The organism is Microvirga sp. CF3016 (genome assembly GCF_036314085.1).
Classification (GTDB): Bacteria; Pseudomonadota; Alphaproteobacteria; order Rhizobiales; family Beijerinckiaceae; genus Microvirga.
Genome location: NZ_JAYGGM010000015.1, coordinates 23,126 through 38,554, shown reverse-complemented (window position 1 = coordinate 38,554; position 15,429 = coordinate 23,126). Strand labels below are relative to the sequence as shown.

At 62.6% G+C, this 15,429-nt stretch carries 14 protein-coding genes; 4 read left to right on the top strand and 10 right to left on the bottom strand.

The window, feature by feature from the left end; translation table 11 throughout:
• Positions 1-3 precede the first annotated feature (3 nt).
• From glgA to VB672_RS20040, 4 genes are all read right to left on the bottom strand, one after another.
• Complete coding sequence (gene glgA, locus VB672_RS20055; RefSeq protein ID WP_329785983.1) at positions 4-1,455, bottom strand: glycogen synthase GlgA; 1,452 nt, start codon at positions 1,453-1,455, stop codon at positions 4-6.
• Entirely contained in the window at positions 1,452-2,735 is a 1,284-nt protein-coding gene (glgC, locus tag VB672_RS20050) for a glucose-1-phosphate adenylyltransferase (RefSeq protein ID WP_329785982.1), read from the bottom strand. The genes glgA and glgC overlap by 4 nt, the downstream gene beginning before the upstream one ends.
• A 152-nt stretch (positions 2,736-2,887) precedes the next feature.
• Entirely contained in the window at positions 2,888-3,226 is a 339-nt protein-coding gene (locus tag VB672_RS20045) for a DUF2934 domain-containing protein (protein WP_329785981.1), read from the bottom strand.
• 208 nt (positions 3,227-3,434) lie between these two features.
• The gene (locus tag VB672_RS20040) at positions 3,435-4,040 is read right to left on the bottom strand and encodes a DedA family protein (protein WP_329785980.1); all 606 of its coding nucleotides are present in this window, start codon (positions 4,038-4,040) and stop codon (positions 3,435-3,437) included.
• Positions 4,041-4,203: 163 nt separating this feature from the next.
• Here VB672_RS20040 and VB672_RS20035 point away from each other — a divergent pair, with 163 nt between their 5' ends.
• Positions 4,204-5,700, top strand: a complete 1,497-nt coding sequence (locus VB672_RS20035) for a phospholipase D-like domain-containing protein (RefSeq protein WP_329785979.1) — start codon at positions 4,204-4,206, stop codon at positions 5,698-5,700.
• Positions 5,701-5,703: 3 nt separating this feature from the next.
• On the opposite strand, the gene VB672_RS20030 is transcribed toward VB672_RS20035, so the two are convergent.
• The 3 genes from VB672_RS20030 to VB672_RS20020 form a co-directional block, all read right to left on the bottom strand.
• Positions 5,704-6,648, bottom strand: coding sequence for a UPF0104 family protein (locus tag VB672_RS20030; protein ID WP_329785978.1), 945 nt, complete (start codon positions 6,646-6,648; stop codon positions 5,704-5,706).
• Between the two features lie 107 nt (positions 6,649-6,755).
• Positions 6,756-7,523, bottom strand: a complete 768-nt coding sequence (locus tag VB672_RS20025; protein ID WP_329785977.1) for an endonuclease/exonuclease/phosphatase family protein — start codon at positions 7,521-7,523, stop codon at positions 6,756-6,758.
• A gap of 201 nt (positions 7,524-7,724) precedes the next feature.
• Positions 7,725-8,699, bottom strand: a complete 975-nt coding sequence (locus tag VB672_RS20020; protein ID WP_329785976.1) for an O-antigen ligase family protein — start codon at positions 8,697-8,699, stop codon at positions 7,725-7,727.
• Between the two features lie 865 nt (positions 8,700-9,564).
• Between VB672_RS20020 and serA the strand changes: the two genes are divergently transcribed.
• The 3 genes from serA (at position 9,565) to VB672_RS20005 (ending at position 12,312) form a co-directional block, all read left to right on the top strand.
• Positions 9,565-10,812: a phosphoglycerate dehydrogenase gene (serA, locus tag VB672_RS20015; RefSeq protein ID WP_329785975.1), complete on the top strand. Its 1,248-nt coding sequence runs from the start codon at positions 9,565-9,567 to the stop codon at positions 10,810-10,812.
• 114 nt (positions 10,813-10,926) lie between these two features.
• Complete coding sequence (locus tag VB672_RS20010; RefSeq protein WP_329785974.1) at positions 10,927-11,505, top strand: hypothetical protein; 579 nt, start codon at positions 10,927-10,929, stop codon at positions 11,503-11,505.
• 201 nt (positions 11,506-11,706) lie between these two features.
• Complete coding sequence (locus VB672_RS20005) at positions 11,707-12,312, top strand: hypothetical protein (RefSeq protein ID WP_329785973.1); 606 nt, start codon at positions 11,707-11,709, stop codon at positions 12,310-12,312.
• Positions 12,313-12,327: 15 nt separating this feature from the next.
• Here VB672_RS20005 and VB672_RS20000 read toward each other — a convergent pair whose 3' ends face one another.
• Genes VB672_RS20000 through VB672_RS19990 form a run of 3 tightly spaced genes read right to left on the bottom strand, consistent with a single transcriptional unit; the run spans position 12,328 to position 15,426 of the window.
• Positions 12,328-13,287, bottom strand: a complete 960-nt coding sequence (locus VB672_RS20000) for an ornithine cyclodeaminase family protein (protein WP_329785972.1) — start codon at positions 13,285-13,287, stop codon at positions 12,328-12,330.
• 13 nt (positions 13,288-13,300) lie between these two features.
• Complete coding sequence (locus VB672_RS19995) at positions 13,301-14,263, bottom strand: pyridoxal-phosphate dependent enzyme (protein ID WP_329785971.1); 963 nt, start codon at positions 14,261-14,263, stop codon at positions 13,301-13,303.
• Positions 14,260-15,426, bottom strand: coding sequence for a M20/M25/M40 family metallo-hydrolase (locus VB672_RS19990; RefSeq protein WP_329785970.1), 1,167 nt, complete (start codon positions 15,424-15,426; stop codon positions 14,260-14,262). The genes VB672_RS19995 and VB672_RS19990 overlap by 4 nt, the downstream gene beginning before the upstream one ends.
• Positions 15,427-15,429 lie beyond the last annotated feature (3 nt).

Sequence of the window (15,429 nt, the reverse complement as noted above, 5' to 3'; positions counted from 1 at the left end):
CACTCAGGATGCCCGAAGGCAGGAGCGATAGAGATCGGCGTACTGCCTCGCCGGGCGGCGCCAGCTCACATCGGCCCTCATGCCGTTCACCTGCAGGCGCCGCCAGGCATCCTTATCGCGCCACAGATGCTTCGCCCGATCGAAGGCATCGAGCGCTGCGCCGAGGTTGACGGGCCCGAACTGGAAACCCGTCGCCGCACCGGTGGCGATGGCCATCTCATTGGCGTCGATGATCGTATCGGCGAGCCCGCCCACACGGGAAACGATGGGGATGCTCCCATAGCGCATGGCGCAGAGCTGCGTCAGGCCGCAGGGTTCGAACCGCGACGGGACGAGAAGCGCGTCGCTTCCGCCTTGAATTTGGTGAGCGAGCGCTTCGTCGTAGCCGACAAAGCAGCCGACCTGTCCGGGATAGACGATCCGCGCTGTCTGAAAGCTGTCCTCCAGCGCCTTGTCTCCTGCTCCCAACAGAGCCAATTGCGCACCCTCCGCGAGGAGACGCGAGAGGCCTGCGAGCACGAGGTCGAGCCCCTTCTGCTCCGACAGGCGGCTGACGACGCCGAAGAGGAGCGCGTCGGGATCGGGTTTCAGCCCCAAGCGCTCCTGCAACGACCGCTTGTTGACTGCCCGTGCTTCGAGGCCGTCGGCGTCGTAAGGCTGCGCGAGGTGCACATCCGTCGAGGGATCCCACACCTTGTCGTCGATGCCGTTGAGAATGCCGGAGACGACGCTTGAACGGGCACGCAGCAACCCGTCGAGGGCCATTCCACCCTCAGGCGTCTGGATCTCCTTGGCATAGGTCGGGGACACGGTGGTGATGCGGTCCGCAAGCTGCAGGCCGGCCTTCAGAAAGCCGATCTGCCCGTAATACTCGACACCGTCCACCGTGAAGACGCTGGCAGGCAGGCCGAGCTCGAAAAGGAGATCGGCCGGGAAGATGCCCTGGAAGGCGATGTTGTGAATGGTGATGACCGTCCCGGGACGTGTGCCGCCGGTGAGGCTCAGATAGACCGGCGCGAGGCCCGCCTGCCAATCATGGGAGTGAATGACATCGGGCATGAACCCCGGAGTCAGACCCTGCCCGATATCGGCTGCAGCCCGCCCGAGCGCCGCGAACCGGCGGGCGTTGTCCGGCCAGTCGCGGCCGTTCGGCGCGAGATAGGGCGAGCCCGGGCGTTCGAAGAGATGGGGAGCGTCGATGACGAAGAGATCGATGCCTCCTGCCCTGCCCGAGAGAAGCCGCGCGGTTGCGCCGAAGAAGCTCGCATACTGGTGCAGGACTTCGGAGCGTTCCAGAGCCTTCAGCACGGCGGGATAGCCCGGCACGAGCGTGACGACCGTTACGCCCTCTTGAGCAAGCGCAGACGGCAGGGCACCGGCCACATCGGCCAATCCACCGGTCTTGATGATGGGAAAGACCTCAGACGTGACCGACAGAACGCTCAGAGGCTTCATTCCGCCAATCTCTCGATCATCGGCTTCGTGATGAGGCAGATCCCCTTCTCGGTGCGGCGGAACCTACGGGCATCCAGTTCGGGATCCTCCCCGACAACAAGCCCGTCGGGAATGCGTACGCCACGATCGACGACCACGTTCGTCAAGCGAGCTCCGCGGCCGATCTCCACGTAGGGAAGAAGCACAGCTCCCTCGACCTCGGCATGGGAATGCAGATGCACAGCCGTGAAAACGAGGGACCGGCGTAGGGCCGCACCGGAAACGATGCAGCCGCTCGAAACCAGCGAATTGATCGCATGCCCGCGCCGATCTTCCTCATCGTGAACGAATTTGGCTGGCGGCCATGTCTCGGAGAAGGTCGAAATCGGCCAGTCGCGATCATAGAGATCGAGAGAGGGCACGATCGCGGTCAGGTCGATGTTGGCTTCCCAATACGCATCGACAGTGCCCACGTCTCGCCAATAAGCCTCCGCGGCGTTGCCGCCAGCCTCCGCTCCCGAGCGGACGCACGAGTTGGTGAAACGATGCGCCACCGCCTTTCCGTGCTGAACCAGATAGGGGATGATGTCCTTGCCGAAGTCTCGGTTCGAGCCGGGAGTTTCCGCGTCGCGCCGCAACTGCTCAAAGAGGAACCTGGTGTTGAAGACGTAGATGCCCATGCTGGCGAGCGCCATATCGGGCTTGTCCGGCATGCCCGGCGGATCGGCAGGCTTTTCCAGGAACGAGATGATGCGGTCCGTCTCGTCGATGGCCATGACGCCGAATCCGGTCGCCTCCATGCGCGGCACCTCGAGGCACCCGACGGTGACATCGGCTGCCGAATCGACATGCTGACGAAGCATGATCTCGTAATCCATCTTGTAGACGTGATCGCCTGCAAGGATGATGATGTATTCGGGATCGATGCTCGAGATGATGTCGATGTTCTGATACACCGCATCGGCCGTGCCCTCGTACCACATCGTCTCGGACACGCGCTGGCTCGCCGGCAGGATGTCGAAGCTCTCGTTCCGCTCCGCACGAAAGAAGTTCCAGCCTCGCTGGAGATGGCGGATGAGGCTGTGCGCCTTGTACTGCGTCGCCACCCCGATGCGCCTGATTCCGGAGTTCAGCGCGTTCGACAGGGCGAAGTCGATGATCCGCGTGTTGCCGCCGAAATAAACGGCCGGCTTCGCGCGGATATCGGTCAGCTCCATCAATCGACTGCCGCGTCCGCCGGCCAGAACATATGCCATCGCATGGCGGGAGAGAGGTGCGTGGGAAACGCTGGAATTCGGCAAGACCGGGTCCTCACATCAAAGGCAGCCATCTGCCCCGCTCTGTAGACGCTGAAACCGCCCGCAAGTTCTCGCTGATGTGATCCGGCTTCAGTTTTTCTCCTGCCCCTCAAGCCTCCGCCGCATGGGCTGAAGGCTCCAGTCGACGGCTGCGTTCAGGTCACGCGGGTCGTGCGCCGCCGCTTCGTCGGCGCCGCTACGGGCGTCTCACCGCCTTCAGAAACTCCTTCCGCAGCGGGCGCGGCGGGGCTGCGCTTCCGGCGGGTTTTCGGGGCGGCCGGGCTGGGAAGCTCTTCATCGGCCGTCATGCTGGTCATGCCCAGCGGCGCCGGATCGATAATGGGCGCCTTTGTGCCGTCACCCTCATCGCCTTCGCCGAGAATTTCCCGCTCTGCCTGGTACCAGTAGTCATCGGCGCGGCCATGGATGCCGCCATGCCGCATCCAAAGCTCATACGCCCGTTCACGGATTCTTTCTTCGAGTTGCTTGTCCATGATCGCCCTTCGTTCTGATGCCCTGCCTCGACAGACGACGCGACACGCGAACTGGTCTCGCCGTCCAGCCACGAGGTTTCGCGTCCATCGGATATGAACTATGTGGATTATTAGGCAGTTCCCGCGAATGGCAACGGTCGAGCGCTGAATCTATGGCAAATGTTTGCCCAGCGCAGAACTGCTCCAGATGAAGTTTTCATCAACCCGATCAGGACTCCTCCGGCGCCTTGAAGCGGATGACCCTGTACACGTACCAGAACGCGAGACCCGCGAAGACCGCGTTCGAGACGGGATTGAGCCATTCCGAGACGCGCTCGTATTGGCTCTCCAGCAGATATCCGGCGCCGGCCAGCAGAAGCGTCCAGAGAGCCGTTCCGAGGGAGCTCCACAGGAGAAAGGTCGGGATCGGCATGCAGTTCACGCCGGCGGGAACGGAGATGAGCGATCGGATGGCTGGGATCAGGCGGCCAAGGAAAAGCGCCACGGCCTGATGCCGGGCAAAGAAGGCCCTGGCCTGTTCGACCTCGTCCGGATGCAGCGTGAGCCAGCGCCCGTGCCGGCCGGCGAACCGCTTCAGACGCTTCGGGCCGATCCAGCGGCCGATCAGGAACCAGAAATAGGCGCCCGCGAGCGAGCCGACCGTGCCGGAGGCAACCACTCCGGCGAAGCTAAGCGTTCCCTTGGCCGCGGAGAAGCCCGCCAGAGGCATGATCACCTCCGACGGGATCGGCGGAAACACGTTCTCCAGCAGCATGAGGAGGGCAATGCCGACATACCCGGTCTTATCGATGAGGCTGACAATCCAATCGAACACGTGGCGACACCATATTCTTTAGGGCTGGGTTGCAGTCCGCCATATGGGCTTGAGCCAAGGCCGGATCCACAAGGGGGCAACGCCCGACCCCTGGTCTGTTTCCGCCGGAACCTTGGCTTCAGTCTCCAGTTGGTAAGATATTCCGTTCAAGAACGTGGCTGACGTGCAACTGTTGGAAGAAACGACGAGCCTGCAAGCTCCCGACATCGCCTGCAAGGCGGTGCGATCCCCCGTTGGGCCCATCCTGCGGCCGGGGCAGAACTGCTGGCGCGTGGCTCAGGCTGACCGGGCAAGCGTCCTGGTCGACGGCGCGCCCTACTTCTCTCATCTCGAAGCGGCCTTGCGCAGAGCCCAGCGCTCGATCCTGATCATCGGCTGGGATTTCGACGGCAGCATCCGGCTGCGCCCTGACGTGAGCACCGAGGAATCGCCGCCGCTCGGCCGCCTGCTCCGCTCGCTCGTCGAGGAGAAACCCGATCTCGAGGTCAGGATCCTCGTGTGGAGCATCGCCGTCGTCCACGCGCCCGGCGCACCGGGACCGCTGATCTTCGGTGCCGACTGGCAGGACCACCCGCGCCTGCACCTCAAGCTCGACACGCATCATCCGCTCTATGCGGCCCATCACCAGAAGATCGTCTGCATCGACGACGCGCTCGCGTTCGTGGGCGGCATGGATCTGACGGTCGAGCGCTGGGATACCCAGCGCCATGCCTGCGACGATTCCATCCGGCTGAAGGACGACGGGAGCATCTATGAGCCCGTCCACGATCTCCAGATGGCCGTGGACGGCGAGGCCGCGCACGCCATCGCCGAGGTCGGCTATGGGCGCTGGAAATTCGCGACAGGCGAAGAGCTCGCTCCGGTTTCGACAGGGTCCGACCCCTGGCCGGCCGACCTCTTGCCTGATTTCCACCATGTGCCGATTGCCATCGCCCGGACCTATCCGGCCTGGGGGGAGCAGCCTGCCGCCAATGAGGCGGCCGCCTTGACCCTGGACGCGCTTTCGGCCGCCCGGAAGACCATCTACATCGAGGCGCAATACATGACCGCGCCCTGCGTGGGCGACGTTTTGGAGCGGCATCTCGCCGATCCCGACGGCCCTGAGATCGTCGTCATCCAGACCCATGAGTCCCACGGCTGGGCCGAAGAGTTGGTCATGGGGACCAACCGGGACCGGCTCATCCGCCGCCTGCGCAAATGCGACCGCCATGACCGGCTGCGGGTCTATTACCCGGTCATCCCCAACGGCGAAGGCGGGGAATGCCAGGTCCTGATCCACTCGAAGCTCATCATCGTCGATGACGTGTTCCTGCGCATCGGCTCCTCGAACCTGAACAACCGGTCGATCGGCCTCGACAGCGAATGCGACGCCGCCATCGAGGCCACGACGGAGGAGGTGCGCCGGACCATCACCGGGCTTCGGGACCGCCTGCTGGCGGAGCATCTGGACATCAGTCCGGAGACCTTCGCGAGGACCGTGGCTGGCAATGGCGGATCGATCATCGCGGCCATCGAGCAGCTCAACACCGGCGTGCGAGGCCTCCGCCCCTTCGGAGCCATGTCGGATGACGGCCCGGATGTGCCGGCAGCCGGGACGGGCCTTCTTGATCCGCTCGAACCGTTCGAGCCGCTCTCGCTGTTCCGCCGCCGCAAGGAGTGACGTTCAAGCCTTCGCCCCGACGCCCGCGTCGGGATCGTATGCGCGGCTCGTGCGGCGATAGAACAGTTCCGTAACGGCGAACAGAATGCTTCCCAGGCCCAGCGGCGTGAGGAAATAGACGAATCGGAACACCAGGAGCGGCCCGATCAGGTCGTTCTGCGGCAGCAGATACATGACCACGCTCTCGATCACCCCCAGGCCGCCGGGAACATGGCTGACCAGAGCCGTCGCGTTGGCGATCACGTAGACGGACGCCACCCCCAGATAGGCCACGTCGGCCACGGCCGCGAGCGCCTGATGGAGACAGGCCGCGACGAAGGCGAAATTGATCGAGCCCACCAGGACCTGCCCGACGGCAAGCCGGAGCGGCGGCACCTCGAGCGTCCAGCGTCTTATTTTCAAAGGCTTGCGCATGAAGGCGGAGAGGATGAGGTATAGGGCGGGGAGCGCGAGGCAGCCGAGGCCCAATACCACAACGACCGGTCGCGAGAGACCCGTGATTTCCACCGCCAGCCCGGAGCGCAGCAGGAGCGCTGCTCCCCCCAGGATCAGGAGGCCCAGCCCGACGGTGACGCCGCAGAACACGATCACCTTCGCGACCTCGCCCGCCGTCAAGCCCCAGCGGCTGTAGAACCGGTAGCGGACCGCGCCGCTGCTCAGGGCGGCCAACCCGATATTGTGGCCCAGCGACAGGGCCGTGAAGGACACCAAGGCCGCTTTCGGGTAAGGCAGCGGCCGTTTGACGTAATGCAGGGCCAGGTAATCGAAGAACGTCAGGGACAGGTAACTCGCGGCCGCGAACCCGAAGGCACCCAGGAGCCTGGACGCGGGCACGGCCGTCACGGCAGCGACGAGCTGATCCAGGCTGTAGCGGCTGAGCGTGCGGTAGAGCAGGAAGGCTGCAAGGCCGACGGCAGCCGCAGCAATGACATATTTCCAGTTCCGCATCCGCTCTCCTCGATCCGGTCAAATCCGCGGGCCGAGAACAGCCCCGCTCCATGGAGCTAAACGCCGTTGAATGCCCTGCGATCCGTCACATCCGCCTCACGGGTCGCTTATTCCCGTGCATGGGCAAGGCTGTGCCTGCTCGCCTGCCCTTGGGCGATCTGAAACTCGACCAGGAGCGGCAGGTGATCGGACGCCACCCTGGCAAGCGGCGTCCTGACGGTTTCGACCCGCAGGACGCGGATCGAGCGGCTGACGAAAACATGGTCGATGCGCAGGAGCGGCAGGCGCGACGGAAAGGTAGCCTTGGGCCTTGCGAGCCGGGCCTGCGCATCCCAAAGGTGCGAGGCCAGGTGCAGATAGGCCCGGGACCGAGGCGTCGCGTTGAGGTCTCCCACAAGGATCGTCGGCTCCCGACAGGCCTTATGCCCAAGCCAGTGTGGTCCGAGCAACGCATCGACCTGGGCCAGCCGCTCATGACGGCGCAAACCCAGATGGGTATTGATCACCTGAACCTCTCTGCCGCCGATCTGGACCGAGGCCCAGAGGGCGCCTCTCGGCTCCAAGGCAGGCTTGCGGGCCCATCCCGGCAGCGTTTGCGCCTTCACGAGCTGCGACGGCCTGTGGGTCAGGATCGCGTTGCCGTATTCCTCTTCGAGAACCTTCAGGCTGGCATGGAAATGCACGTGCATGCCGAGCGCCTGGGCGATCGCATGGGCCTGGTCGATGCCGCCCGTCCGGGAGCGCCCCACGTCGAGCTCCTGAAGGGCGACCACATCCGGCTCGTAGGCTGCAATCACATCCGCGATCCGCGTGGGGGCGAGGCGACCGTCCGTCCCAAGACAGCGGTGCACGTTATAGGTCAGGATTCGCGGCACTGGGCCCCCTTCTCGTCATGCCTCCGGGTGCAAGCGTCCGCTTCGAAGGCCCATCCAATACGGTTTGAAGCCAAACACACACCGGAGCGGCTTGGATCCCGCCAAGCCTGACAATTCGGTGGAGGCAACCGCCGACCTATTCGCGCAGTCAAGCCGGGTGGACCTCCCGGTCGGTGATGGTTTGCCCTCCCTTGCTCTGTGTCAGGACGCATCCTTTGAGGAACTTGGACGGACGGTCAGGAGCGCAGCCGCGAGAGCGACCGCGGAGATCCACCAACCCTGCCAGGCCCCATGGCTCACCAGCGCAATGGCACTTGCCGACATGAGGGTTATCAACCCCACCCGACGGATCTTGTCCGGTGCGCCCGCAAGGCACCTCAGCACCCAGAGGACCAGGAGGCTCAACAGGAGGGCGCCCACCGCCCCCAGCTCGACCCACACCTGGAGGAAGGCATTGTGAGGATGGCCGATCTTCAGCATCTGACGGTAGGCGGAGTCGATCTTGGCCGCGACAGGATGATTGCCCATATGCGGCGACGACGCGAAACCTGTCCCGAACACGGGATAGCGACGAGCAACGTCGCTGAAGGCCTGCCAGAGTTCGATTCGCTCCCGCGAGTGTCCTCCCTTAGTCGCTTCGATCACGGTATCAGGCATGAGCTTGGCGACAGTGCTCCCGAAAAAGGGCTGCATCCAGATGAGCCCCAGAAGGATGACCGTGAGCAATAACCTTACCCGGGCAAAGGGAGCATAGCTGAGCGCGAACGTCCCAGCTGCGGCCAGCAGGCCGAGCTTGGCGGCCTCACTGTCGGAGATGAGGATTGTGGTCACGCCCGCGAGCAACAGCACCGAGCAGAGCGTTCGCCGCCTGCGGAAGCCGACCAAGGCAATGACCGGCGCGAGCAGAAGAAACAGCGTCACGACCGGCCTGTTGTGAATGAAGGTCCCGACCCGTTCGCGGAAGAAGTTGCGTAGGGGAAAGTCGAGCAGGAGTTCCGCGGCGATCAAAGCGGCAGCGATCACCATGGCCACAGCAAGGCCTCGTACCATCCAAGGAGGCGGGGGCGCAGCGCGCCAGCTCACGATCAGGATCGCGCTCGACACCACAGGGAGGACGGCCTCCCCCCAGGAGAACAGGCCCAGAGCCGGTCTCAAGGCCCACCCGAGAGTGACCAAAGGGTAGGTGATCCCGAAGAGGATTAGGATAAGAACTCCTGTTCGAAGCTGTTCCCGAGCCCAGTGATGGGAGGCCATAGTGCCGGATACGACACGTGCAGCAAGCACAAAAAAGGCCGCGCATGTCAGAAGCAAGGGAGAAGACCGATTAGCAATGACCATCGCTACCGGCAGGGATACGATCAACCCATGGCCGATATGGTCTAGATGAGCGGTATAATGCCTATGGTTGTTGAAGAATGCCGCACTCTTCTTTCCTATGCTTTTCAAACGGCCCGCTGCTCCCGCGGCATGTTTTCGATCATGATCGTGCCTGTATTCCGCAAACATGCGCATTCTCTTGAGCTTAATACTTCTACTTGGCAATCCGGTCATCGCAGGGAATCGGCACATTGCGCCTAACCGGTTGGGCAAGCAGCGGCATCAGTAAGCGAGGCGCAACGATATTCATAGTGCGGATCGGATCCAATGCCCTTGATCGAGCGCAATGTCGTTCGGTTTGGGATCGGCGGCAAGGGAACGATGAACCCGGAAGGATCGGTTCAGGAAGTGCCCGGCTTACCCTGACGGGCAGAACGGCGACGATGAGCCACCGCAGGCGTCCGGGAGCGGAGCAGCCCAATATGGAACGGGAGCCGTGCGTACATCCGGCAACGGCTCCCGCCTCCTCAGACCGGCTGCCGCAGCAACCGGATTGGCTCATCATAGCTCAGACCGGCTGCGCCGGGTCGGTGCATAGGGGGTACGGCCCTCCCCGGTCGAGAGCACCCCACCCTCCGAGGCATGGGCTGGATGCGCCGAAAGGGGCTTGCACCATCCCTCCGAGACGCTATGGCATCCCGGCGCACGGTGAATTGGAGCTGATATGTCCGAGATGTTCTCTCTTCAGAAAGACAAGATCCGCGTTCTTCTGCTTGAGGGGGTGAACGACAGCGCTGTCGAACTGATCAGAGGCGCCGGCTATACGAACCTGACCTACCTCAAGACGGCTCTCGACGAGGATCGGCTGATCGAAGCCCTGCAGGGCGTCCATCTCCTGGGCATCCGCTCCCGGACGCAGATGACGAGCAGGGTCCTGGAGGCCGCAAACAGACTGATCGCGGTCGGCTGCTTCAGCGTCGGTACGAATCAGGTCGACCTAGAAGCCGCACGGCATGCGGGCATACCCGTTTTCAACGCTCCCTTCTCCAACACCCGAAGCGTGGCCGAACTGGTGATCGGCGAGATCGTCATGCTGCTGCGGCGCACCTTTCCCAAATCCACTGCTGCCCATGCCGGGCAATGGGACAAGTCGGCCGTCGACAGCCATGAGGTCCGCGGCAAGACGCTCGGCATCGTCGGCTACGGCAATATCGGCTCGCAGCTCTCCTATCTGGCCGAAGCCATGGGGATGCGGGTCATCTTCTTCGACCAGACCGACAAGCTTCGCCACGGCAACACGGAGCCTGCCGACAGCCTGCATGCCCTCTTGAACCAGAGCGACGTGGTCAGCCTGCACGTTCCCGAGACGCCCGCCACCCACGGCATGATCGGCAAAGCAGAGATCGCCGCGATGAAGCACGGCGCCTATCTCATCAACAACAGCCGGGGCACCGTGGTCGATCTCGACGCACTGGCTGAGGCTCTCAACAACGGACATCTGCGCGGTGCGGCCGTGGACGTTTTTCCGAGCGAACCGACCTCCAACAAGGAGCCCTTCGTCACGCCGCTGCAAGGCCTCTCGAACGTTATTCTGACACCTCATATCGGTGGCTCGACAGAGGAGGCGCAGGAGCGCATCGGCGCCGAGGTTGCGAAGAAGCTCGTCGAGTATTCCGATGTGGGCACGACGGTCGGAGCCGTGAACTTTCCGCAGGTTCAGCTCACGTCCCGCGCCACCGGTACACGCTACATCCACGTGCATCGAAATGTGCCCGGCATTCTCGGACGTCTCAACAACGCCTTCTCACAACGCGGCCTGAACATCACGGGCCAGCACCTGCAGACGGATGGCGAGATCGGCTATGTCGTGATCGAGGCGGAAGGATTGCCCGAGCAGAGCCGGGAAACCCTTGATGAGATCCGCGCCCTCGAAGGAACCATTCGCGCACGGCTGCTCTACGCAAGAGGATAACCTGTCACGTTCGCCCACAGAGCTTCCTGAAGCATTTGCCCTAAAGTCATGATACCGTCGGGGCCTTCCTCTCCAAGGGGATTGAGTGCAGGTTGATGGAGCAGGCGTGGGAACGTGATTGCCGATGTCCAGGTGAAGTTGCGTCGTTTCTTGCGGCAGGCCGTGTCCGGTTTCACCCGCGCGACAGGCCTGCCCAAGGTGAGGGCGGATGAGTCCGAGGCTGTGCTCGGTCACCGGTCTCCCGCCGAGCCTGATGCTCACCTGGAAGCAGCGGATCGCGTATCATCCGCACTGCACGCGGTCAGCGCGTCGCTCCGGTACCACGTCGGCGACACCTTTCATTCCCCTACCCGCTCGAACATCGAAGACCTGGGACGCCCATCCGACATGAACGCTTCCGTAGATACCCTGGCCGAACAGATGCTGACCCTGGTGGAAATCGTTTCGGCTCAGGAAAGGGATATCAAGGCCCTGAAGGAGCAATGCCGCAGGCTCGAGGAACACGACCAAGCCATCGTGGTCGCCTTCTCGACCTTTTTTCACGTTCTCTCAGCAGGGCGCGTCGCCAAGCTGAGCGAGATTGCCAATATTCTGAACAACATCATCAAGATCGCGGAACAAGAAGGCCGTCCACCCGGCTCCATCAAGTTCCTGCAGGATCTCGCCGGCATGCTCCCGGACGATCAACGGTGAGAAAATCCCGATCCCTCAGGAAGCCATGGACCGTCCCCCGAACGGGTTGCGATATCGCGCCATGCTTCACCATTCGTTAACCATACTCCTTCACCGTGGGGCAACTGCCGTATCGAGGCTACAGGACGTTTCGGGTTGAGCGATCGGTTCGTCAGCTTGGCCCTTTTGTGATCCAGGCACCAGAGGCGAAGGAAGCTGTTGATGTCCACGGACAGGGCCGAAGCTGCAGTGGAGACGGCAATTGCCGAACACGTTGCGAACGCCTTTCGGCAGACCGCCGGCAACGGGCAGGCTGATGCCATCGCGTCCCGCATCCGCAACCGCATCACGGACCGCTTTGCACCCAGTGAACATCAGACCGAACAGGACAACCAGCCGCCTGCGCTCGTGGCGTTCTATCGGCGCATCGCATCAGCCTTCGCTCCCATCGCGCGGGAACCCGAAACAGCTGAAAGAACATCACGTCTGACTGCGATCAAGAGCTCTCTTGAATTCTTGCGCGGCACTCTGCCCGCCATGGGGCAAAGGTCCAGGCTCGATCATGCCAGGGCGGAACTTCTGATCGAGCGGCAGCAATTGGTCGTGAAGAACGAATTGACGGAAGGCTTCGGGCGGATGGAGGCTTGGATCCTTTCCATCTCGTTCTTGATCTTGGTGATCTTCAATGGGGCCAGCATTGTCTGGGCCGTGCCGCTTCTCGGTCTCAGCATCGGCAGAGCTTGGTATCTCGACAGACAATGCAAACGACGCCGCGAGACGATTTCTGAGATCGACGCCCTGATCGGCCGCATCGAACGGGCTGGCTGATCGACAATGTCCGCCTCAGGGCTGTCGCAAAACGGCCGATGCCATCGCGATGTCCTGAATGGCCAGTCCTGAGAATGCCGAAACCGTAACCTGATCCGGCGTTGCGCGTCCCTTCGCTGTTCCCATGACGATCTCGCCGATCTCGACCGCTCTCTTCATGACAGAGACATCTAAATTGCAGGCGCGCCCCAGTTCGCCGCGCGATTGAGCCTGATGTCGGCTGTCGGTCACGACAATGTCAGCATTGCGGATGATCGCCGGCTCCAGCTCCTGCTTGTCCGCACTGTCGGCTCCGATGGCCGTGATATGGGTTCCAGGACGGAGATCGCTCCAGTGCAGAAGCGGTGTTGGACTGGCAGTCGCTGTGACGATCAACCTGCAGCGCGATGCGACCTCCGATGGCGAAGGCACGAGCTCAACAGAAAAATCTTTCTCCTCCATCCGCCTTGCGTAAGCCTGCACTCGTTCCGGATTGCGTCCCCAGACCACGATATGACGACATGGCCGGACTGATTGCAGCGCTTGCACCTGCATTTCCGCTTGAATGCCGCAGCCCAAGACGCCGATGCGATCCATTCGCTCAGGCGCGAGATGCTTCGCGGCAACAGCTCCCGCGGCTGCCGTGCGCAGGTCTGTGAGACGCCCTCGATCGTTGAGAACAGCCATCAGCTCCCCCGTCTCCTTCCTGAAGACGAGAAGGAGGCCGTCGCTGCTGCTGAGGCCTCTTGCCGGATTGTTCCAGAAGCCGGAGGCGACCTTGATCACGTACGTATCCCCATCCGTCAGATACCCGTACTTGATGTGCACCTCGCCCGGCGGATCCCTGAGAAGCAGTTCACCGGGCGCAGGCACTACTGCCTCGCCACGGGAAAAAGCCGCGAATGCACCCTCCATCAGGCTTACCAGATCGAGGCCCTTGAGGCGCTCTTCGATCTGAGGAAGATCGAGAAATGCTATCTGAGATGGTGCCGCCATGGCGAATCAAGCCCTAGCCTTTGAGAATGGAGACAATCTTGTCGCGATCGAAATTGGCTCCGCATAAGACCACGATGTTGGTCTGTCCTTTGCAACGCTCGGCGACTTTGAGGAATCCCGCAAGAGCAAGAGCCGCGGCGCCTTCGACGATCTGGTTCTCCTTGAAGGCCAGCTCCTTGAGCGCAACAACGATCTCGTCTTCGGTGCAGGCGACGACCTCGTCGATGACGGAGAGCGCGAGCGGGAGCGTGATGCTGTCCTCGTCCATCCCTCCGGCGACGCCGTCGGCGAGCGTATCGAGATGCTCGACCTCGACAACGCGCCCTGCCGTCATGGCTGCAGCAAGAGCGGCCGAATTTTGCGCGGCGACACCATAGATCCGCGTGTGCGGGCTGAAGCTCTTGAACACGGAACCGATGCCGCCGATCAAGCCTCCGCCGCCCATGGCAACGAAGACATTGTCGATGCTTCCGGCCTGTTCGAGCAGCTCCAGTCCGATGGAGCCCTGCCCTGCCACGACCTCAGGATCGTTGTAGGGTGAGACATAGACGAGGCCGCGGGAGGCTGCTTCCCGCTGGGCATGAAGCTCCGCCAATCCGCTCTCCGCGCCATGCAGGATCACGTCCACGTTGAAGGAGCGGATCCGATCGAGCTTTGCCCGAGAGACATTCTCAGGCAGAACGACGGTCAGAGCCTGGCCGATGGAACTCGCAGCCTGCGCCGATGCGATGCCATGGTTGCCGGAGGATGCCGTGATGACGGCGCTCTCGAGCCCAAGCGATGTTATCTTGCTCGCAGCACCCCGGATCTTGAAGGATCCGGTGAGTTGGAAGTTCTCGGCTTTGAAGAAGACCGAAGAGCCTGTCTCGCGGCCGATCTGGCGGGACGGCAACAGGGGCGTCTCGAAAATATGCGGTCGGATGCGCCGGCGCGCCTGGACCGACCGCGCTGCCGTTTCGAGTACAAGGCTGTTCATGGCGTCGCCCTATCCAAAGGATCAGCGGAATTCATTTCATCTTGTGGCCTAGACCCACTGGCACGCTCGGCAAGCCTTTGGAAAAGCCCCGCAGAACATTCGATCATCGCCTCGAACTGCTCGATGATGATGTTTTCGTTCGGCGAGTGGAGCATCGCCCCATGATGCGTGATGCCCATTCCGACAATGCTCGCGCCGAGTTGCTCGACGAAGGGATGGGCCGTTCCGGAGGCAGGCGAACTCGGCTGCACGATGACGGGCTGGCCGAAATGCTTCTCCAGCAGCTCGCTGGCATCCTGAATGAACCAGTGATCCGTTGACGATCGGACTGGTTTGACGTTGGCATCGTGGACGACGAGCTCGATATCTTCGAAGCCATGTCGGTCGAGATGAGCACGAAAAAGACTCACGACGTGCTGCGGGTCCTGATCGGGCACGAGGCGGAAGTCGATCTTGACCGAGCCTTCGGCCGGCAGCACGGTCTTCGCACCCTCCCCGGCATACCCGCCGGAGAAGCCATTGACGTTCATGCAGGGTTCGAAGTTCATCGCGGCGTAGAAGTTGGCCTCGTTGATGCTCCGCAGAACCTGTTTCCCTCCCGTCGCCTGAACCAGGCTGCTGAACGAGAATGGAGGATTGGCAGAAAGATCGCGCTCCTCCCGCGCAGGCTGTCGGATCCCATCGTAGAATCCATCGATCAGAACGCGGCCCGACTGGTCGCGCAGGGACGCCGTTGCAGCAGCGAGCCGCCACAGCGGGTTATCAAAGACTGCACCCAGGCTCGAATGCAGATCGGCAGTTGCTGTCCTGCAGCGCAACTCGACCGCCATCACGCCCTTGAAGCCGCAGAGGATAATCGGGCAGCCATTTGAGTCGATCTCGCCGTATTCCCACCAGCAGACATCGATCCTTTCACCGTGAAAGCGTGTCTTCAGGAACGCCTCGAGCGAAGGGCTTCCGATCTCCTCCTCGCCGTCGACGAGCCAGATGAGCCTGAAGGGCAGAGGTTCGGGATGCCGCTCCCGGAACAGGCGCCAGCCTTCTAGACGGCTGATGAACTCCCCCTTATCGTCGGCGACGCCACGTCCATACCAGCGTCCGTCGCGCTCGCTCAACTCGAACGGTGGGCTGTTCCACAACGGCACCGGATCCTCGGGCTGCACGTC